Below are 20,616 nucleotides of genomic sequence, written 5' to 3' on the forward strand. Positions count from 1 at the left end.
TGGTGGTGGACTTTTCTTGTGCTGGTTTCCGATCTCGACAATCAGATTCTCAGCGAAAAGCTCCACCGCCCTCTACTCCGCGCCTCAAATTCCCCGCCCGTACACCAGTTTCGACTTTAGCTCCACGAATCCTTGCGCACGTGGGACTGGTGGTCCTTGCCGGAAGTCTGTTGGTCGCCTGCAATACGCGGCCGAAAAACCATCTGTTGCCCCCTGCACCACCCCCGCCGCGTATGCAGGTACCAACGACCGATTCTTATGAGCCGGCCCCGCCCGCAGCGCCGGGGATGCCTCGACAGCCGTAGCCGGCTGCTGGTGGCCGAGCGAGAGCTTTTGCCATTCGCGGCGAATGGGCCTGTCCGGCAATGCATGCTCATAGTACGACGGTGTGCCCCTGCTCCAGCCCATCGCTGGCCGTGAAGCACCGTCCGCCCTTCGATGACGCGGTTGCGTAGTGGGTCATGAGGGAAGCTGGTGCGAAATCGGCTTCACGCGCGTCTCGCGCGCGGGTCGGCTTTGGCGTGTTCGATCGCGCTAAGTGTTTCTGAGTCCAGCACTGCCTGGGCGTCGGACGAAATGACAAACAGTTTTCCGTCGATGTCATGGACGTGTAACTGCTCATGGGTGACAGCATCCGTCACCAGCGCGCGGCCGGTCAGGCGCAGGGCGGCTAGAAGATGCGATTGTCCCGAGACGATCCGGTAATTACGTCCTTCTGATTGTCTCGCCACCGCGTCAGTGGGGATCTCGTTGAGCTCGATGGCGCCGAATCCGGGGAGCGACATTTCCTCGATGCGATTCTTGATGCAGGCGACCATCATGGCCGCGCCGCGGCGCTCGGTTGCCGCAAGCCGTTCATATTGACCGAGGAGGATGTTGGCCTTCTCGATTGAGGGCGTCGTATAGACAAAGGATTGGATGGCGGTCGGCGGGCGAGTCAACCGGGTCGCCATGATCGCGAATGCCCAGTCCCTTTTGTAATTGCAGTGTGGGCAAACCCAACCGTATTTGGTGGCAATCAGGATGCCAGGGGCGCCACCTTCGACTCCGTGGCGATGATCGGCGCGGTTCCTGCAGATGAAGGCGCGCAGAACCGGGCCGCCGAGGCCGACTTGGTTCTCGTTGAGCTTCTGGACCTGATCGTCGGTGAACGGTGCGCGAATGTAACTCATGGCATTTGAGACGGCAGCTTCCGCGTGGCATGGCTATCGCCGCGCTGCCGGCACCCGGGACACTCGGGAGTCTGCCCGGTGGCTAACAGAGACGCCGGGCGCCAAAACACACTGCGGCCGCCTCCTTCCAGTTTATGCCCGGGAGAAGGTCTATGTTGCTTTGGCCGGGCCCGAACCCATTGTGTGCTGCCCGACCTCAATCCATTCCCGGAAATGGCCGAAATTGCGGTCTCGCGAACTGGCGCTGCAGGCGCAGTACCCCAACCCGCGCACGCTGGGCGCAGCGGGCATCTGGGCTCCCGGACGACGCGTTCGCGGAGAACCAGGCCGACGCGTTGTGGACTTGCGAGAGGATCCCTGCTGGAGTGCCTGGGGCGCGCTCCTTGTAGGACTCCGGCTGATACCTGCGCCCTCGAGCATGACCTATCACAGAGACATAGGCATATGGAGTTCATCATGCATCCGGCATTAGAGGTCACGCGCAACATTGAGGAAGATCTCGAAGACCTGGACGAAACGGATCAGGCCATCGAGCGCCTTGGGAAACGCATTGACGCACAGCAACAGCGGATTGCGCACCTGAAGAGGGACGGCATTGCGAGCGAGACCGCCGAGCAGATTCGGGCCAACATGTGCGACAGCCTAAAGGAACTCATCATGCACCGCGCGCTTGTTATGCATGCCATTACCTACCGGCACTGAAGTCAGAGCCGGGAAGCGTGATACCACCGCTTCGCCAGCGCCCACCCTCGCTTGGTCTGCCCACGACGCCAGCACCGCCCCCACTTCGGCACCTGACGGCCGCCGACGGGCGCGCGGCAGATGTCTCCTGCTGAGTTAGGTGAAGCACGCCTGCAACCACTGACGCAGACCCAAATCAGACCTCGTGTTGCCCTGTTACTGCGCAAGGGGGACCGCGGCTGAAAGGTCAGCATCAATTGACCCTCACTTCTTGCGTCGCCGGCTGTGTTTGCAAATGCGGATCCGCTCCGGACAGCAGGTGCGTCGTTCGGTGGCCGCGCCACAGATTTTCGACGGACCGGACTCGCGGTGGCATTGGCCAGGATGACTCCCGGTATGAATGCAGGGCCTCTGTACATCGCAAGAGCGCGCCGAAATCCGCGACCAGAAAATTGCGCGCTCGGCACACGCATACGTTCGCAGGAACACGGCAGACATCTCAGGGCGGGCAAATTGCGATCGCTACCTACCCGGGTAGCGCGGGAACGGGCTTGGGGTGCTAGGGGCGGGGGAGCAATTCGAGTTGTGGCCTGGCGCGTGGAATCCCCCATTCAAGAGGGATCGGTGCATCGGGCACGCAGGTAGAATCACATTGCGGCGCAGCAAAAATCACCAAAGCGCCTCGCTCAGGGTCAGGGTCTCACCGGTAAGCTCTCATGCTTTACTTGCTTGCGTTCATCGTCTTCGAGGCGGCGTGGTTCATTCCATTCCGCACTGTGTTCAGGGCTGCGCATTTCGGTGCGCAGTATTCCTATCTCTCGCTGATCCCGATCGTTGGGCCGCTCGCCTGCATTTGGATACTCGCAAGCAAGCCGTGGCCATTGAAATCGAAGATGGTTCGCGTCTCAGCGCAATAAGCCCCGGCAGACGCTGTGCGGGCCTCAGATGGCGGGGGGCAATTCGAGTCCGGCGAGCGGGCATGAAAATGCCACCCGGAGGTCGCCCAGTTACGAAGCCCAGAGGACCAAAGGGCCACCGAGCCGGCGCCTATCGTGCGACGCCCGAAAGAACCGTCGCGGTCGCCGTCGACGTCCAACTGCCGCTATAGGCGCTTACCCCACATGGGGGTATTCCAAGAGTCGCGCAGCCATCAGAATCAGAGGGTCGTGAGTTTGAAGCAGTTAGCGAGACAGGGGGGCAATGCCTGTGCGAAGCATTCGCGTAATGCCGGCCGACGTTGGTTGGGTGCTCGAGATAGATGGACTTGTCGAAAGGCCCCACAAATTTCCAACGCTTGAAGCGGCAATCGACGCCGGCTGGGATCGAGCCAGGCGCGAAAACATCGACCTCCAGATACACGATCTAGATGTTGCCCTGCCCGGCCAATGCCCTACGCGCTCATGATGCTCTGACTGCCATGGCGCCGTCGCATTGCTGCAACACCTCTATTTTGAGGGATGCGCGATCACAAAGCGCTATATGACCATCTCACACGGGCGATCCGCGACTCGCCCGCTACTACTTCGGGCCCTCGCCTACCCTGGCCGAGGGCTTTTCTTTATTGCACCGGCGTCAGGGGACAACATGCCGCCGGCACCACATCGAGTTTCTTTACCCCACATTCGGTTGTCCCAAACTTTTGAGGGGTACCGATCATGCTGCAGCGCATCAGAATGAAGCCAGGCAAAATTGACCCTTTGCCAACTTATGGGGTGTAGGCGCTTCCCCGTTGCGCCTACACCCTCTTTCTCTCACTGCGGCCAAGCGCACACCGTCTTCCGGTGACGGGCCGCGCAATCCCCAAGTGCCCGTAGAACTGGACCCATAGCGAGGGTCGGCCGGGATAAAGGCTTATGGTCCGCAGAGCATAATTGCGAATCCCGGCTAACCATCAACTGGGGCCGACGAAAACAAACTGCCGGCGCGACCCCGTAGACGGCGCTAACGCGATCGGCATCTCCAGCACGGGCCTTGGGTGGTCGTATGGACTCCGTTATCGAGCCTTATCGGCGCCTCCTCGGCAACGCCGGTCTCACGTGGGCGAGGGCCTGCTGATCTGACCGAAATGAAGTAACCGTTTGCCTCTCCAGCGCAGAAAAAGTGCCGTCCAGGTGGGCGGCTCATCTGCCTATCAGCTCGGCAAGCGCAGGTGCCGTCGTGTCTCGGCGCTACTGATGTCGTGCAGGTGCCGGAATGCCGGCGCGATCTTGTCGCAGTCCCGTGCACCGACGCCGTACTGCTCAAAGAACACCCGCCACTCCCGCACGACAGCCCAAATTCCCCCGATCAGCTCTCCAGCGCGTGCGGTGCTGATGGAGAATCGCTGGCAGCCGGCCAGCGCGTTGTCGATCGTCGCGCTCCGCCCTTGAGGCCCGATTTCTAGGTGCAACAGACGTTCGGTTGCGTGCGAAGGCCGTGGCAGCACGTCATAGAGCGGGCTCAGCCGCCAGCCGGGCAGTCGCGGATCCCAGATGAACCCATGGTTGCGAAGATGGTCATCGTCGTTGGTCACGAAGATGTTGAACACCATGCGCTTGAACAGCTCTTCGTTGTCGACGCGAATGACCGATGTATGGCAGTGTTTACGAATCGCTGCGGCCAGTTCGGAGTAGGCCTTTGTGCGCGACTCCGTCTCATCGCATCCGATCAGAGTCAGGCCGCTGACAAATGGCATGCGGCGCTCCGTTCTGATTGCGGCCGGCGCCAGCAAGAGATCCGTGTCCGCCTGTGGCATTGCCCCACGGTCGAGCCAGTACCGGTCAAACCGGCGGATCATCATGAGGCGGCGATCGCTGAGCCTGCGAGTCTCCACCGCAGGGACGTTCAGCCCCGCTTCCTTGGCTAGCAACAACGATGCAGCTTCAATGAGGGGAACGTCGAAGGCATCGGTCTTGCTGGGGAACTTGGCCAGGACCAGGTAACCGGCGTCGTCCCGGATGGTGGCCTTCGGCCGGGCCCCGCCCAACGCGGTGCCCTGCACGAAGATCAGCTCAAGGTTGGCTGGGACAGGCAGGCCCTCTTCGATACGCTCTGCAGCCTCCATCAGATACTCGATCGTGTGGAGATTGCCCACCGCACTTGTAGGGGGCGTATTGATGTCTGAGCGAATGTCCAGCGCACCCACGCGGTCGCTACCCGCATGCAGCAGGTACTGCGACTCCGGGAGGCTGTTCGCGGGCACCTTGAGCTTGGCCTCAATCACCCGACGCCCCCAAGAATCCGGCGCCGCGTCACGGATGCCACCGAAGCCCGTCAGCTCGTTCACGGGCAGCAACCGCCGGCCCTTCACCTGCTCCCCATGGATGCCGAGGCTCACGGGGTCAACTTCGATTGCATCCGGACGATCCAGATATCGGAGGCCGTAGGCAAAGCTCGAGGCGAGCAGCGCCGAGCCCTCCTCCGTCATGGTGAGCTGGCCACATGGCGCCCATGCGTCGCCCAGGTAGGCGAAGGTCATCAGCTTCTGGTCTTTTGCCATCAGTGCGCCTCAGAAGTCGAGGCTCTGAAGTTCTGAGGCTGACAGATCCCGGACCCGCCGGGTTGCTTCGCGCGACTGAAGCGCCTTGAGTGCTGGATCGGTTTCCGCCAGCAGGCTCGCAAGTGTTGCACCGGGAGAGATCGCGTCCAGATAGCGGAGCAACTGGCCAAATGCGACGCCCGGATCACCCTTCTCAATTCGATAGGCCGTGTTGCGCGAAAGCCCCGCGCGCACGGCGGCATCCGCTTGCTTGATGTGGCGAGCCTGCCGCAGGCGGGCTAGCAACTGTCCAACTTGCGCCGATTGTTGCGTCATGGCTGGAGAGAGGACGGATAACTGCGACACCTTCATGTTCGAAAAATCGATCATAGAAGCGATATTGCTCCATTTAACGAGCATTGTATAGCGTAGGATCGGATCGCTTCAATATGTTCGTAAAACAGAGCGCTAACTACATAACGATCGATTATAGGCGCATGAAGGCTTTCAACAACGACATCGGTATGACAGCGGACCCTTCTTGGCGCTGTGTGCCCCATGCATATACTGAACATCGTTCTAGACCGTTCGCCGCATCGCCAACCTGACGGCGGTAGCGCAGCGCGCTTAGGCATGAACCCTCGATTGACCCGGCCGGGCATCTGGATGCCGACAGTGAACTAGCAATGGAGACGATGATGGACAAAGACGATCACGCCAAGCCGTTCTACAGGTCCCTTTACTTCCAAGTCATCACCGCCATTGTCCTCGGCGTCATCCTCGGTCATTTCTATCCGCAGGCCGGCGAGGCGATGAAGCCGTTGGGTGATGGCTTCATCAAGCTGATCAAGATGATCATTGCGCCGATCATCTTCTGCACGGTCGTGGTAGGCATTGCCGGCATGGAGGACATGAAGAAGGTGGGCAAGACCGGCGGGCTGGCGCTGCTGTACTTCGAGGTTGTGAGCAGCATTGCACTGTTGGTCGGCTTGCTGTTCATCAACATCATCAAGCCCGGCGCCGGCATGAATGTTGATGCATCCACCCTCGACACGAAGGGCATCGCCGCCTACACGGAGCCCGGCAAGATGCAAGGCACGGTCGATTTCCTGCTGCACGTGATCCCGAACACGGTGGTGGATGCCTTTGCCAAGGGTGAAATCCTCCAGGTGCTGCTGTTCGCGGTGATGTTCGGCTTTGCGCTGCACAGGTTCGGGGGGCGCGGCACGCTGGTGTTCGACTTCATCGAGAAGTTCTCGCACGTGCTGTTCACCATCGTCGGCTACATAATGAAGGTCGCGCCGATCGGGGCCTTTGGCGCCATGGCCTTCACCATTGGCAAGTACGGCGTGAGTTCGCTGCTGCAGCTTGGCCAGCTAATGGCGACCTTCTACGCCACCTGCTTGTTTTTCATCTTCGTCGTACTTGGCACCATCGCACGGCTGCATGGTTTCTCGATCTGGAAGTTCATCAAGTACATCAAGGAGGAACTGCTGATCGTGCTGGGCACGTCGTCGTCGGAATCCGTGTTGCCGCGGATGATGGTCAAGCTGGAGAACCTGGGCGCCCGCAAGTCCGTCGTCGGACTGGTGATCCCGACTGGCTACTCCTTCAACCTGGATGGCACCTCCATCTACCTGACCATGGCCGCAGTCTTCATCGCCCAGGCAACCAACACCGACATGAGCCTGACGCAGCAAATCACCCTGCTTGCCGTGCTGCTGCTAACCTCCAAGGGTGCCGCCGGCGTAACCGGAAGTGGCTTCATCGTACTGGCGGCCACGCTTTCGGCGGTGGGGCATGTTCCGGTGGCGGGGCTGGCCCTGATCCTCGGCATTGACCGCTTCATGTCAGAGGCGCGCGCCCTGACCAACCTGATCGGCAACGGTGTGGCCACCGTGGTGGTGGCGAAATGGACCGGCGACCTTGATATCGAGCGGATGCGCCGCAGGCTTGATGACGAATCGTATATTGAGGCCGACGAGCCGGAAGTGGTGCTAGACCAGGTCGCGGCCCATATGCCGGTCACCGACACCACGGCAACCAGATAGCGGCAGCGCGCAAGCGCGCTCTAGTGACGGCGCTGGCGCAATGACCCTCCTACATCAGACAAAAAGCAGCATCTTGGTCTGGCGCGGCCCACCGGCCGCGCGCACGCACGGGTGGCGGCAGGCGCGCCACCCTGCTCCCCTCTCCCGGAAGGCATCAGCGAAAGCACGGCAGCAACGGCGCCTTGAATCCCCCTCCCTAGATAGGGCATGTGCGGACCGAACGGTGAACTACTATTCGCTCGAGTCCGGTTGCGATGACGCCACGCAGACCGGCACACCGTCGCCCCGTCTTTTTTGCGGGCGAGCCTGGCGCATCGTGGACATCCGAATCGTCGAGCACGCGCATACAAGAAAACTTGCCCTTGGGAGGGGACAATGAAAATCAGCGCAACGGTGCTGTGCATGACCACGCTGCTGTCCGGTTGCGCTTCGGTTCGGCTGAGATGGTACCGACGCACGAAGAATCTGGCCGTGCAACCCCTGCTTGGGCCCGCCAAGAATGCCCGACAGGAATCAGTCCAAGTCGAGCGCCGATACTGCGCGGGTTACGATCATCGGCACATCAGCACAAGCGCTATGGTAGTGGCTCGAAACCGTCAAACGCATGCTCAAGCAGGCGCAGGATGCCTTCATGCGTCAGCGGAGCCGGATTGGGATACGGGGCGCGCAGCGCGCGCTCGGCTACCGAGGGCAGGTCCTCGCGCCGCACGCCGAGCTCGGACAGCGCCACCGGCGCACCCAGTTGCCGCGTCAGCCGGTATAGTCCGCGCGCGGCATGGTCGGTGCCCAGCGCGGCGGCGATGCGAGCCATCGCGTCCGGCGCCGCCGCCGCGTTGTACTGCGTGGCATGCGGCAGGATGATGGCGTGGGTCTGCGCGTGCGGCAGGTTGAGCATGCCGCCTAGCGTATGGCAAAGCTTGTGGTGCAGCGCAACCTCGCAACTGCCCAGCACCGAACCCGCCAGCCAGGCCCCGTACAGGCAGGCGCTGCGCGCCGCCAGGTCATGTGGCTGCGCGGCCAGGCGAGGCAGCGCCTGCGCCAGCGCGCGGATGCCCTCTTGCGCCATCAGGCTGGTGACGGGATTGGCGTTGGACGCGTACAAGGCCTCGACGCAATGCGCGATCGCATTCAGTCCGCTGACGGTGCTGAGTTCCACCGGAAGCGTCAGCGACAATTCCGGGTCGTAGATGACTGTGCGCGGCAGCACTTCGACGGCGCGTCCGGTGCGTTTCTCGCCGTTTTCCGTGATGCCGTAGATCGGGGTCATTTCCGAGCCGGCATAAGTGGTCGGGACGGCCACAATCGGCAAGCGCGATTCCAGCGCGATTGCTTTGCCCAGGCCGATGGTGGAGCCGCCGCCAACCGCCACGGCGCAGTCAGCCCCAAGGTTAGCCGCGACCGCGCGCGCTGTGCGCGCGGTCTCGATCGGCACATGCATGACGGCCTCGGCGAACACGCCGGCAAAACGCTCGCCGAGCAGGTCGCCAATGCGCTGCGCCAGCGGCCGCTGCTCCGGCGTGCACAGCACCAGCGCGCGCTGCGCGCCCAGCCGGTCCAGCTCTGCAGGCAGCCCGGCCAGCGCGCCTTGTCCGAACACCACCCGCGCCGGCAATGGCGCATAGACGAACTGCGGTTGGAACATGTCGGTCTCCGTTTGCCGCCCAGCGCGGCATAGTCAGGGAAAGCCAGCGCCGCGTCTGGTGCTACGCTGCCTGCGCGCGGTTCAGCACGAAGTCGAAGTCGAGCCGCCAGGTGCCGTCACCCTGCCGCACCCAGTCGCCTACCAGTGACTCGCGCACGCCGAAGACCGCGTCGGAATCGAGATACCGGTCGCCCTTGCGGAAGACATGGGTGACCAGCGTCTCGTAGCCGCGCGCCTGGATCATGAAGTGCAGGTGCGCGGGCCGCCACGGGTGGCGCCCGGTAGCACGCAGCAGGTCGCCAACCGGCCCATCGTCCGGGATCGGATAGGCCTGCGCAACCACCGTACGGAAGCGAAACCTTCCGCTCTCGTCGCTGCGCAGCACGCCGCGCCCCTGCGGCTGGTCCAGGCCCGCGTATTGCACGTCATAACGTCCGTCGGCATCGGCCTGCCAGACGTCGATGGTCGCGCCTGCTACCGGCTCGCCAGCGAGGCCGCGAACGGTGCAGGACACTTCGCACGGCTCGCCTTTGGCACCGTTGGCCACGTCGGCGCCGTCGTCGTAGTGGGGTGCACCTTCCACGTGGAACGGGCCAAAGACGGTGGCCTCGGTGCAGCCGGACGGCTTCCGGTTATTCATGCAGACCGTCAGCATCGACAGGCCGAGCACGTCACTGAGCAGGATGAATTCCTGCCGCCTGTCATCGCACTTGTGGCCGGTGGCAGTCAGGAACCGGATGCCCTGCAACCACTCCGCCTCGGTCAGCCTGACCTCGCGCGCAAATTCGTGCAGGTGCCGCACCAGGCCGCGGACGATTTCCTTGACGCGTGGATCGGGCGTATCCGCCAGGCGTGCCAGCACCGCCTGGGTGATTGTGTCCTCGTCGAGATTGCGCATGCTGTCTCCTTTTTATGATGCGAAAGCCGGGGCAACCGTATGGACCTACGCCAGCGAGCAGGCCTGCTCGAACGCCAGGCGCGGGCTGCGCGGGAACACCCGGCCCGGATCGCCATGGCCCAGTCCACAAATAAAGTTAGATCGGATCGTGGTTCCCGCAAAGAATGCTGCGTCCACGGCGGCATTGTTGAACCCCGACATCGGGCCGCAGTCGAGCCCGACCGCGCGGGCAGCCATGATCAGGTAGGCGCCCTGCAGCGTGCCGTTGCGGAATGCCGTGGTTTCGGCGAAGGCCACCTTCTCCGGGCCCTCGAACCAAGATTTGACGGCGGGATTGTGCGGGAACAGTTCCGGCAGGTGATCGTAGAAGCGGGTGTCGTAGCCGACGATGGCCACCACCGGCGCGTTCATCACCTTGTCGACATTGGCCGGCGCCACCGCGCCGGCAAGCTTCTGCTTGGCCTCAATGCTGCGCACGAAGACGATGCGCGCGGGCGAGCAGTTGACCGAGGTCGGGCCGAATTTCATCTGATCATAGATCTCGCGCAGCTTGGCGTCGGGGACATCGCGGTCGAGCCAGCCATTCTGGCTGCGTGCCTCGCCAAACAGAGTGGCCAGGGAAAGGGTTGCGGTCATGATGGTTTCCTTCTCTTGTGGATGAAAAAAGCGCCGGCGGGCCGGGCGGAGCCCATTCCTCCCGCCCGCCGTGCGGGGTTAAATCGCCATCGCACCTGCCAGCGCGACTTCCTCCTGGTGCCGGGCCGAGTCGAGCGCCTTGGCATAGTCAGCAGTCTTGCGATATTCGGTGTCGTCCGCGGCCGCCGAGTCGATGCCGCACACCTGCCGCGCCAGCTTGCCGTACGGGCCGGAGCCGGAGAACTCGGCGCGTTGCATGGTCAGCATACGGATGCCCTGCAGCGGCGTGCCATTGAAGTTCTCGAACACAAACAGGCGGCTGCCCCAGTCGCTGAGGAACAGGTCACGGATCACGCGGCCGATCTTCACGCGGTCATGCGGGCGGCCCACGGGACCGTTGTTCATGCGCTCGAACCAGCCGTTGAGCGCCTCGTCGTTCCACTGGTCCTCGCTGGCGAAGATCAGCGCGCTGCGCCCGGACAGGTCCACCAGCTCGTAAATCATCTGAGAGAAGTTCTCCAGGTAGAGCGCGCGGCCGAAATCGTAGATCAGGATGTTTGGCTTGTAGTGGCCGCCGGGCGTATGGAAGCCCAGCTCCTCACTGGCGATCACGTGCGCGAGCATGGCCTGGTGGAAGCCGATCAGCTTGGCCACGCGCGTCTGCACCGCGGGGATCTTGTTGGTGCCGATATGCTCGGTGATCAGCACCGCCAGGCCGGCGACCAGCTCCGCACGCACCATCTGGCGGATCAGGGCGTGGTAGTGCAGCCAGTCGAACACGCGCTGCGGGTACAGCTTGGCATGGTTGGGATTGCCGATATGGAACACGTGCGACCACGGGATGAACACGTTCTCGAACACGGTCATGCCATCGAGTTCGTCGCCCTGCGCGGCAAGCGGATGCTCGACCTTGTCCTCCTTGACCAGGCTTTCGCGGCAGACGATGGTGACACCCGGCGTGTTGACCGGGGTCGCGGCAAAGATGATCTGGTCGCCGGGGATGCCAGGACGGAAGAACACGCCGATGTGGATCCAGTCGGCAAAGGCCACGCCGGTGCCGATCGCCTTCACGCCGCTCACCACGATGCCCTTGTCGTTCTTTTCCACCACGCGCAGACCGGGCGAGCGCTCCTGCGCGTCCGGGTTGGAGCGATCCATCTGCGGATCCACAAATTGCGGTGCGCAGTTCAGGTCATGCTCCCGTGCAAAGCGGATGAAGTCGACGATATTGTCGGCCTTGATATGGCCGTCGGCGCCGATCGATTGTGTTTCCCACGGGAGCGGGTCGTCGATGTAGGTAGTCAGCACATAGTTGTTGACGTCCGGCGTGCGCGGAAACGACGCGCCAGCCATCTCGCGCATCACGGTCTCGTGGTACTTGCGCTTGCGCTTCAACTGTTCCTTGTCGCGGTGGCCGAACCATTGCATGGCGCGGCGGTCACCGTTCTCGTCGATATAGGTCATCACGTCCTGCAGGTCGGGGCGATGATGCAGGTCGTAGAAATCGGCGTGACGCTGCGCGTAGTCGCGCGTCATTGGGTGGGTAGCGACGTTGTCGATCTTCTCGTTGCCGACCCACACATTGCGGCCATCGTTGAGGGATTCCAGGTACTGCTTGCCGGTACGAATCATGGCGTGTCTCCTTGGCAAAAGCTTTGCTGCGCGGGCTGTTCGGACTCGCGTGGTTGGGAAATCAGAGAAAGAGGGGACGCGGCGCTAGGCTGCGACCGGTGTGGTAGTCGCGTAGCTGCGCTGGCAATAGACCAAAGGTGAAACGCCGCCGCTCTCTTCATGCGCGGCATCCACTACCCTCGCGAGGAAGATACTGTGGCTGCCCACTTCGAACGCCTCGGTCACGCGGCAATCCAGCGTCAGCGCGGCATCGCTGCTGCACGGCGCACCGGTGCGCTGCCGATGCCAGGTGCCGCTGGCAAAGCGTTCCGGCATGGGCAGGCCGCCAGCGCCTGCGAAGACCTGCGACAGCCCCGACTGGCCCGCGTGCAGCCAGTTCACGCTGAGCACGCCGTTAGCCTTGATAATCGCGTTGGCGTAGCTGTTGCGGTTGATGCAGACCAGCACCGTCGGCGGGTTGTCGCAGACGGAGCAGACCGCTGAGCAGGTTACGCCCGCCTCGCCCGCCTGGCCGTTGGTGGCAATCACCGTCACCGGCGTTGCGGCACGCGCCAGCGCCTCCTTGAACCGCTGGGCACTGATGCCATCGGAAAGTTCGCTGTCCTGGCTGCCCGATGGAACCACGAAGGGAAATCCGTTCATGTCGTCCTCCTTTGGTGATGACTTCTCGCATTCCGGTCAATGTTTCGCCACCGGTGCGATGCGCTTCTTGTGTTCATGACTGCGCGTTCCACGTAGACTAGTTGCAACGCCGGACTTCTACTATTAAGACGACGTCATGGACACTATTCCTCAGCGGCATGAAGACGATCTGGGCCTGCACCACCTGCAGGTGCTCGACGTGCTGCTCGCCGAGCGCAGCCTGACCAAGGCCGCGCGCGTACTAAACATCACGCAGCCGGCGCTCAGCAAGACGCTGGCAAAGCTGCGCGTGTATTTTGGCGATCCGCTGTTCGTGCGCGTGGCCCTGCGCATGGAGCCCACGCCCAAGGCACTGGCGCTGGCCGAACCGGTGCGCGGCATCCTGGAACGCATGCGCGCGCTGCGTTCCGACCACGTGGCCTTCGATCCTGCGACGTCGGCGCGCAACTTCAGCTTCTTCATCATCGATGCCGGAGTGGCCCAGATGCTGCCGCCGCTTATCAACCGCCTGGCCAGCGACGCACCCAACGTGCATGTGCAGGCCGTCAATTGCGATGCGCAGCACATCGACCTGTGGCTGGAATCCGGACTGGTCGACCTGGCGGTGGGTTCTTTTCCAGGCCTGACGCAGGGCGTGCGGCGCCAGCCGCTATGGCGCGAGCGCTATGTGGCGGTGACGCGCCGCGACCACCCGCGCCTGGGCGCGAGCCCGGACTTGGCGGCATTCATCGCGGAGCAGCACGTGCTGGTGACCGCCGAGGGGACCGGGCACGAGCACCTATCGGTGGAACGCGCGGTGGAGGTCGCCGTCCCGCGCGAGAAGATCGTCTGTCGCGTGCCCATGTTCACGACCGCCGCGCTGGTGGCGTGCCGCTCCGACGCGGTGGCACTGGTGCCACTGACCCTGGGCCGCATCCTGGCCGACGAGATGGGGCTGCAACTGGTCACGCCACCGCTGGCCTTGCCCGAGATCGAGATCGCGATGTACTGGCACGACCGCGTGCATCGAGAGAGCGGCAACCAGTGGATACGTGCAGTGCTGCGCGAGTTGTTCCACCAGCATGCGTCGGCTGTGCCTGTGGCCTAGGAACACACCCTAGGGGTTAGCCCTGTCCATCGCGCTGGTTATAGTTGCTATGCCGGCGCACCCGCTGGCAGCGGGTGCCGGTGCCGCCTAGCATGGTTCTCATGTTCCATCGGGAGCCTCCCATGCGCCTACTTTCTGAAGCAGAAGCCTTTGCGCCGTCGGGTGCCGTGGTATCGATCGGCATGTTCGACGGCGTGCATCGCGGACACCGTACCGTACTGGCGCAGTTGCGCGCCCGTGGCGATGCGCTAGGACTGCCCACGGTGGTGGTCACCTTCGATCCGCACCCACGCGCAGTGGTCACGCCGAACCGTGCGCCGCCGCTGCTCGGCGGCCTGGACCAGCGCCTGGCCCTGCTGGCCGCAACCGGCGCCGCGGATGCCTGCCTGGTAATCCGCTTCGACCGCGCGCGCAGCGCGCAGTCGGTGGATGCTTTCATCGAAGACAGCCTGCGGCGCAGGCTCGGCATGCGCGCCCTGGTGGTGGGGGAGAACTTTGCGTGCGGGCACCAGCGCAAGGGCGACGTGGCTTATCTTACGCAAGCGGGCGTGCACCACGGCTTCACAGTCAACCCGGTCGCGTTGCGGCAGGCAGCCGAGGCCGGCAGCGAGTCGCCGTGCTCTTCGACCTATGTCAGGGAACTGGTATCCGGCGGCGACGTGGAGCTTGCCGGCGCCGTGCTCGGGCGTCCGTATGAGCTCGCCGGCATGGTCATGGGCATGCCGACAGCCAATGTGTTGTCCGCGAGGTTGCCTGCCGGGATCTGCGCGCCCGCCCCGGACGATTACGAAGGCGCGGTAGCGCAAGCTGGCGATGAGAGATGGATGCTGGCCATCCTGCAAGTCCGTGCGGGTGTGTGCGGCGTGACGTTGCACGCGCGCGAGGCGGCAAGACTGGCAGAAGGCAGCCGGATCCTACTGCGCTTTACCGCGAGGCGATTACGGGCGGCCGCCGCGTGAGATGGCCGCTATCGCTGAGGGTCAGGCGCTGAACCCGCCATCGATGGTCAGGCTGGCGCCAGTCACGAAGCCGGCTTCCCGACCCGCGATATAAGCCACCATGCCCGCGATCTCGTCCGGCGTCGCGTGGCGTTGTAGCGCCATCAGGCCGTGCAGCGCGGCGCCGAATTCGCCGGCTTCCGGATTCATGTCGGTGTCGGTCGGACCGGGCTGGACGTTGTTGACGGTAATGCCGCGCGGACCCGGGTCGCGCGCCATGCCTTGCACCAGGCCCACCAGCGCGGACTTGCTCATGGCATACGCGCGCCCGCCGGTGAACGGCATGCGCTCGGCATTGGTGCTGCCGATATTGATGATGCGGCCGCCCTGCCCCATGTGAGGCAGAGCAGCTTTCGCGGCGATGAAGACGGCGCGCACGTTGGCGGCAATCATCTTGTGGAAGTCTTCTAACGAAAAGCTCTCGAGCGCGCCCAGCAGCAGCACGCCGGCGTTGTTCACGAGGATGTCCATCCTGCCGAGTCGGTGCGCGACGCCGTTGATGGCGTCAGTGAGCACGGCGCGATCTGCAGCGTCGGCCTGTAGCGCCAGCGCGCGGCCGCCGCCCGCGGCTTCCATTTCTGTTACCAGGGCAGCGGCAGGCGCCACCGATTGCTGGTATGTGAAGGCGACGGTTGCGCCCTCGCGCGCGCCGCCGGTGACGAAAGGGATTTTTCCTGCGAGGGTGGTCATGCTGAATTTCTTCGGTTGGACGGTGGGCGCGCTATTGGGATAGCGACCGCTTGACCGGCGCCTGGCCTTTTCCGTTGACGGTTTGGCGCCGTCTACCGCTGCCACCAGACTCAGTCCTCCACGGGCGGCCCCTGACAGCGCCGCGACGGTCTTGTCCATCAGGAGCAGCAGCATGCGCAATTCCGGACCCGCCATTTCGCCATCAGCCATGCATGCGCTAGCGCAGGATGCCACCCAGGTGCCCGAGGGCGATACCCGAGACGTACATCGAACAGGCCAGCGCCATCAGCAGCATGGCGCCCGTCAGCGATGCGGTCATCGTTTGCACGGCGATCGCCGACAGCGACGCGTACGCGCTCCAGCTGGCGGCGGCCAGCCGGAAGGCCGCGCGCCCGATGCGCTTGCTGGTGGCAAGGAAAAACATGCTTCGCGTCATCTCGGGCTCCGCAGGATTGGCGTTTGGTCAGGTACGCGGCACGGATGTGCGTCGTCTGGCTCAGTGCGCAGCCGCCGCAGCGTCGGCGGAGCCGCCCTTTGCCGGCTTGGTGAACCAGATCAGCGGCACGATAGCGACGAAGATCACGCCCGAGATCCAGAAGATGTCGTTCAAACCCAGCATGATTGCCTGCGTGTTCAGGCTGCGTTCGAAGTACGCCACGGCCTGGCCCGGCGTGAAGCCCATCGTCGACTGCAGTGTTTCGAGCGCCTTGGCATACTGCGGGTTGTGCACGCTGGCCTGTTCCGCCAGTTGCGCGTGGTGCAGGATGGCGCGGCTGTTCCAGCCGGTGGTGGCGAGAGAAGTACCCACCGCGCCACAGAACACGCGGACGAAGTTCGACAGGCCTGCGGCGGCGGGCACCTTCTCGGCTGGCTGACCGGACAGGATGATGGCCGTCAGCGGCACGAAGAAGAGCCCGGTCGGAATGCCTTGCAGCAGGGTCGGAAGCACCAGCGTCCAGGTATCCACGCCCGTGGTGTAGTGCGAGCGCATGAAGAACACCGCCGCGAAGCCCACGAAAGATAAGGTGGCAAGCACGCGCAACTCGGACTTGGGCAGGATCTTGCCCAACACCGGGGCCAGCAGCACGGCGAAGATGCCCAGCGGCGCGGTCACCAGCCCGGCGTTCACGGCCGGATAGGCCAGGTACTGCTGCATCCACTGCGGCAGCACGACCAGGTTGGCGAAGAACACCGCAAAGGCGACCGAGATGGCCACGGTGCCGGCCAGGAAGTTGCGGCCCTTGAACAGGCGCAGGTCGATGATCGGGTTCGGCTCGGTCAGCTCCCAGATCACGAAGAAGATGAAGCTGAGCAGCGCGACGATGCCCAGCCCGATGATGACGGGCGAGCTGAACCAGTCCAGGTCCTTGCCCTTGTCGAGCATGATTTGCAGCGAGGCAACCCAGGTGATCAGCGAGGCCAGGCCCACCACGTCGATCGACAGCGTGCGCGTCGCGGTCTCGCGGTCGCGGTAGATGGCCCAAGTGACAGCGGCGGCGAACAGGCCGACCGGCACGTTGATGTAGAAGATCCACGACCATGAGTAGCTGTCGGTCATCCAGCCGCCCAGCGCCGGGCCGGCGATGGGGCCGACGGTGGCCGTCATGGCCCACAGCGCCAGCGCGGTGGCGCTCTTCTCCTTGGGATAGGACGAGAGCAGGATCGATTGCGACAGCGGGATCAGCGGGCCTGCCACGGCACCCTGCAGGATGCGCGCGGCAAGCAGCATGGTCAGGTTGGGCGCCACGCCACACAGCCACGACGACAGCACAAACAGCAGGATGGCGCCAACGAACAGGCGGACCTGCCCGATGCGCTGCGTGAGCCAGCCGGTCAGCGGAATCGCCACCGCGTTGGCCGCAGCGAACAGCGTGATCACCCAGGTGCCTTCGTCGACCGACACACCGAGGTTGCCGGAGATCGTCGGAATCGCCACGTTGGCAATCGACGAATCCAGCACGTTCATGAAGGTGGCCAGGGCCACGGCGAAGCTACCCATCACGAGCTTGCCGCCGGTGAGCGGAGCGGGCACGAGTGAGGTCTGGGCTTGGGGTTGCATGATGCGCTCCGGGAGTGCGGGCTATTTGCCTGACGGGTCAGTAAAACGGACGAGCAAAGGCGGCGGAAGTTTTATGCGCTTACGCCCCGGAGGCTGCGCCGGCAGCCTGCTTTGTACGTTGCGGGGCGAACTTGTGTGCCAGGTGCGCGCCGCGCTGTGCCGGTTGCGGCTGTTGCGCAATCTGTGAAGCTTGCGATGTCTCCCCGACGGCGGCCTTGCCATTGGTGTTTTGCGCGATGATCCGCGTGATCTCGCGGTCGGCCTCTTCGCCATAGCGCTGGAAGACCTCGGTGTGATAAGCCGTGCGATAGGTGGTGTGTTGGGATGCTTCGGTGCCCGGGCTCAGGTGCGAACCGGAAGCCTGGCGCGTTTCCACGTCAACCTGCATCGACAGGCCGATCTGCAGCGGGTGCTCGCGCAGCTCCGCCGGATCGAGTTGGATGCGCACCGGCAGGCGCTGCACCACCTTGATCCAGTTACCAGTGGCGTTCTGCGCCGGCAGTGCCGAGAACGCGCTGCCGGTGCCGGCCGAGAAGCCGACGATCTTGCCGTGATAGGTCACGCCGCTGCCATACAGGTCAGCATGCAGCTCGACCATCTGGCCGATGCGGATACGCTTGAGTTGCACCTCTTTGAAGTTGGCATCGACCCACACGCCGTCGAGCGGCACGATGGCCATCAGCGGGTTGCCGGGGGCGACGCGCTGGCCCACCTGCACCGAGCGCCGCGCCACGTAGCCGGTCACGGGTGCCGGCAGCGTGTTGCGGGCGTTGGCCAGGTAGGCGTCGCGCACCTTGGCGGAGGCGGCCTGCACGCTGGGATGGTCGGCGACGCTCGTCTTGTCGGTCAGCGCATGGTTGGCGGCAAGCTGCTGGCGGGCGGTCTCGAGCGCGGCTTCGGCGCTCTTGACGGCGTCACCGGCATGCGCCACGTCTTCCGCGGCAACGGCGCCGGATTCGGCCACCTCGGTGCGGCGGCGCAGGTCGTCCCGGGCGCGGGCCAGGTCGGCTTGGCGTTGCTGCACCGTGGCGCCGAGCACGTCATTGTTGACGTAGAGCGCGCTGATCTGGCGCACGGTCTGGCCGAGCGAGGCTTCGGCATTGGCCAGTGCCACCTTTGCGTCGGCGGCATCGAGCGTCACCATGGGCTCCCCGGCCTTCACGATTTGCGTGTCATCGGCATTCACCGCGATCACCGTGCCGGCGACCTGCGGCGTGAGCTGGACGAGGTTGCCGTTGACGTAGGCGTCGTCGGTGTCCTCGTGGAAACGGGCCACCGTGTAGTAGTAGGCGCCATAGCCGGCGGCGGCGAGCGCGGTGGTCAGTCCGAGCATAGCGAGCAGACGCTTGCGGGTGTTCTTTTTGGCGGGAGCGGCTGCAGCTGCGGTCTGAGCGTCTGCCGGGGTGGTCTTGGTCGTGTCGTTCATGATGTCACCGGTGTCTGGGTCGGATGGCGTTGTGAAGAGATTCAGCGGACCTGGACCGCTTTCGTGATCGAGTCGGAGGTATCGGTAAACCCGCCGCCCAGCGCGGCTGCCAGCGCAATCTGCCGGTCGCGGCGGTTCATGCGCAGGTTGGCCACCACCTGGCTGCTGCGCAGCGCGTTGGTCTGTGCGTTCAGTACGGTCAGTTGCGTGGTCAGGCCGGCCTTGTACTGCGCCAGCGCCAGCGTCAGGGCGCGTTGCGCGGCGGTGTCGCTGCGTACGGCGTTGTCGATCTGCGCGTCGACGGCGCGGATGTCAGAGAGCTGGGTGGCCACGTCGGTCAGGGCGTTCACCAGGGTCTCGTTGTAGTTGGCCACCACGAAGTCGTAATCGGCATAGCGGCCCTTGAGCTGGGCGCGCAGCGCGCCGCCGTCGAAGATCGGTAGGTGGATGGCGGCGCCGGCCCCGGCGGTGCGGCTGGCGGCGCGCAGGAAGCGGCCCCAGCCGAGGGCATCCAGGCCGATCATCGCGGTCAGGTTGATGTCCGGATAGAACTCGGCCTTGGCCACCTTGATGTCGTGCAGCGTGGCATCCACGCGCCAGCGTGCGGCAACGATGTCGGGGCGGCGCGAGACCAGGTCGGCCGGCAGGTTGTCGGGCAGGCGGACTTCGTCGCCGGCGCCGAGGTTGGGGCGGGCGATCGCCAGGCCGCGGTCCGGGCCCTGGCCGAGCAGCGCGCCGACCTGGTAACGGGTGCGCTGGATGGCGCCTTCCAGCGCCGAGACGGCGACCTCGCTGGCGGCGAGGTTGGCTTCGGCCGTGCGCTTCTCGACTTCGGTCTCCAGGCCCATGGTCACGCGGCCGTTGGTCACGCGTAGCACTTCGCGGCGCTGCTTCACTTCGTCTTGCGCGATGGCGAGCAGCGTATAGAGGCGGGCCAGTTCGTTGTAGGCACGCGCGATGGCGGTGCTCAGCGTCAGCTTGACCTGCTCGGCCTCGGCTTCGCTGGCGTGCACGCCTGACACCGCGGACTTCAGCGCTTCACGATTCTTGCCCCACAGGTCGAGGTCGTACGAGGCATTGATGAACGCCTTATTCTCCGACTGCCACGAGCCGGCGAACTGCGGCGGCACCATCGCGTTTTCGGTGTAGCGCTGGCGGCTGAACGAATAGCCGGCGCCGACCTGCGGCAGCGTGTTGGCATTGGCGCCCTCGCTGAACGCCACCGCGGAGGCCACGCGGGCACGGGCCCTTTCCAGCGACGGGCTGCCTTGCAGCGCTTCGGCGATCAGTGCCTTGAGCTGGGCGTCGCCGAACTGATCGGCCCAGTCCGCAGACGGCCAGTGGCCCTGCTCCGCGGGAATGCTCTGTGTCGTGGTGTAGGTGGCGGGCTCGCTGAGTTGCTTGTCGCTCTTGATGCCGGCGTAGTTCGCGCAGGCGCTCAGGACGGCGGCCATCAGCATCGAAAGGGCCGGGCCAGCCAGGCGGCGGACTACGCGGGGCGGCGAGAGAGTCTTTTGACTTTGCATTTGCGGACCTGTCAGTTAA

The 20,616-nt window shown here is 64.2% G+C and carries 19 protein-coding genes; 6 read left to right on the top strand and 13 right to left on the bottom strand.

Translation table 11 applies throughout. From position 1 onward, the window contains the following. Positions 1–488: 488 nt before the first annotated feature. Complete coding sequence (locus DN412_RS36890; RefSeq protein ID WP_115216058.1) at positions 489–1,172, bottom strand: hypothetical protein; 684 nt, start codon at positions 1,170–1,172, stop codon at positions 489–491. Positions 1,173–1,616: 444 nt separating this feature from the next. Between DN412_RS36890 and DN412_RS36895 the strand changes: the two genes are divergently transcribed. The 3 genes from DN412_RS36895 to DN412_RS36905 all read left to right on the top strand — a co-directional run bounded on the left by DN412_RS36895 (position 1,617) and on the right by DN412_RS36905 (position 3,257). After that, complete coding sequence (locus DN412_RS36895; protein WP_244222974.1) at positions 1,617–1,874, top strand: hypothetical protein; 258 nt, start codon at positions 1,617–1,619, stop codon at positions 1,872–1,874. 695 nt (positions 1,875–2,569) lie between these two features. Then, positions 2,570–2,770 carry a hypothetical protein gene (locus DN412_RS36900; RefSeq protein WP_115216059.1) on the top strand — a complete coding sequence of 67 codons (201 nt, stop codon included), beginning with the start codon at positions 2,570–2,572 and terminating at the stop codon, positions 2,768–2,770. Positions 2,771–3,077: 307 nt separating this feature from the next. After that, on the top strand, positions 3,078–3,257 hold the full coding sequence (locus tag DN412_RS36905; RefSeq protein ID WP_244222975.1) for a DUF2188 domain-containing protein: 180 nt from the start codon (positions 3,078–3,080) through the stop codon (positions 3,255–3,257). 727 nt (positions 3,258–3,984) lie between these two features. On the opposite strand, the gene DN412_RS36910 is transcribed toward DN412_RS36905, so the two are convergent. Both DN412_RS36910 and DN412_RS36915 read right to left on the bottom strand, forming a co-directional pair. Next, on the bottom strand, positions 3,985–5,331 hold the full coding sequence (locus tag DN412_RS36910) for a type II toxin-antitoxin system HipA family toxin (RefSeq protein WP_115216061.1): 1,347 nt from the start codon (positions 5,329–5,331) through the stop codon (positions 3,985–3,987). Between the two features lie 9 nt (positions 5,332–5,340). Further along, positions 5,341–5,700, bottom strand: coding sequence for a helix-turn-helix domain-containing protein (locus DN412_RS36915; RefSeq protein ID WP_244222976.1), 360 nt, complete (start codon positions 5,698–5,700; stop codon positions 5,341–5,343). A gap of 308 nt (positions 5,701–6,008) precedes the next feature. Between DN412_RS36915 and DN412_RS36920 the strand changes: the two genes are divergently transcribed. Continuing rightward, the gene (locus tag DN412_RS36920) at positions 6,009–7,361 is read left to right on the top strand and encodes a dicarboxylate/amino acid:cation symporter (protein WP_115216062.1); all 1,353 of its coding nucleotides are present in this window, start codon (positions 6,009–6,011) and stop codon (positions 7,359–7,361) included. Positions 7,362–7,935: 574 nt separating this feature from the next. Here DN412_RS36920 and DN412_RS36925 read toward each other — a convergent pair. The 5 genes from DN412_RS36925 to DN412_RS36945 all read right to left on the bottom strand — a co-directional run bounded on the left by DN412_RS36925 (position 7,936) and on the right by DN412_RS36945 (position 12,811). Next, positions 7,936–9,003, bottom strand: a complete 1,068-nt coding sequence (locus tag DN412_RS36925) for a maleylacetate reductase (RefSeq protein ID WP_115216063.1) — start codon at positions 9,001–9,003, stop codon at positions 7,936–7,938. Positions 9,004–9,064: 61 nt separating this feature from the next. Continuing rightward, positions 9,065–9,901: an intradiol ring-cleavage dioxygenase gene (locus DN412_RS36930; protein WP_115216064.1), complete on the bottom strand. Its 837-nt coding sequence runs from the start codon at positions 9,899–9,901 to the stop codon at positions 9,065–9,067. 45 nt (positions 9,902–9,946) lie between these two features. Beyond that, positions 9,947–10,537 carry a malonic semialdehyde reductase gene (locus tag DN412_RS36935; RefSeq protein ID WP_115216065.1) on the bottom strand — a complete coding sequence of 197 codons (591 nt, stop codon included), beginning with the start codon at positions 10,535–10,537 and terminating at the stop codon, positions 9,947–9,949. A gap of 78 nt (positions 10,538–10,615) precedes the next feature. Continuing rightward, the gene (locus DN412_RS36940; protein WP_115216066.1) at positions 10,616–12,169 is read right to left on the bottom strand and encodes a 4-hydroxyphenylacetate 3-hydroxylase family protein; all 1,554 of its coding nucleotides are present in this window, start codon (positions 12,167–12,169) and stop codon (positions 10,616–10,618) included. A gap of 84 nt (positions 12,170–12,253) precedes the next feature. Next, positions 12,254–12,811: a flavin reductase gene (locus tag DN412_RS36945; protein ID WP_115216067.1), complete on the bottom strand. Its 558-nt coding sequence runs from the start codon at positions 12,809–12,811 to the stop codon at positions 12,254–12,256. A gap of 136 nt (positions 12,812–12,947) precedes the next feature. On the opposite strand from DN412_RS36945, the gene DN412_RS36950 reads away from it, so the two are divergent. Together DN412_RS36950 and DN412_RS36955 are read left to right on the top strand one after the other, a co-directional pair. Beyond that, positions 12,948–13,898, top strand: coding sequence for a LysR family transcriptional regulator (locus DN412_RS36950; RefSeq protein ID WP_115216068.1), 951 nt, complete (start codon positions 12,948–12,950; stop codon positions 13,896–13,898). A 122-nt stretch (positions 13,899–14,020) separates the two neighbouring features. Next, positions 14,021–14,857, top strand: coding sequence for an FMN adenylyltransferase (locus DN412_RS36955; protein ID WP_161564101.1), 837 nt, complete (start codon positions 14,021–14,023; stop codon positions 14,855–14,857). Positions 14,858–14,878: 21 nt separating this feature from the next. On the opposite strand, the gene DN412_RS36960 is transcribed toward DN412_RS36955, so the two are convergent. From DN412_RS36960 to DN412_RS36980, 5 genes are all read right to left on the bottom strand, one after another. Then, entirely contained in the window at positions 14,879–15,586 is a 708-nt protein-coding gene (locus DN412_RS36960) for an SDR family oxidoreductase (RefSeq protein WP_115216080.1), read from the bottom strand. 217 nt (positions 15,587–15,803) lie between these two features. Continuing rightward, positions 15,804–16,022, bottom strand: a complete 219-nt coding sequence (locus tag DN412_RS36965) for a hypothetical protein (protein ID WP_115216070.1) — start codon at positions 16,020–16,022, stop codon at positions 15,804–15,806. Positions 16,023–16,082: 60 nt separating this feature from the next. After that, positions 16,083–17,645 (bottom strand): DHA2 family efflux MFS transporter permease subunit, encoded by a 1,563-nt coding sequence (locus DN412_RS36970; RefSeq protein WP_115216071.1) that lies wholly within the window; start codon positions 17,643–17,645, stop codon positions 16,083–16,085. Positions 17,646–17,724: 79 nt separating this feature from the next. Beyond that, entirely contained in the window at positions 17,725–19,071 is a 1,347-nt protein-coding gene (locus tag DN412_RS36975) for an HlyD/EmrA/EmrK family protein (protein WP_115216072.1), read from the bottom strand. A gap of 41 nt (positions 19,072–19,112) precedes the next feature. Next, entirely contained in the window at positions 19,113–20,597 is a 1,485-nt protein-coding gene (locus tag DN412_RS36980) for an efflux transporter outer membrane subunit (RefSeq protein WP_115216073.1), read from the bottom strand. Positions 20,598–20,616: the final 19 nt, after the last annotated feature.

It is taken from the genome of Cupriavidus lacunae (assembly GCF_003353055.1).
Classification (GTDB): domain Bacteria; phylum Pseudomonadota; class Gammaproteobacteria; order Burkholderiales; family Burkholderiaceae; genus Cupriavidus; species Cupriavidus lacunae.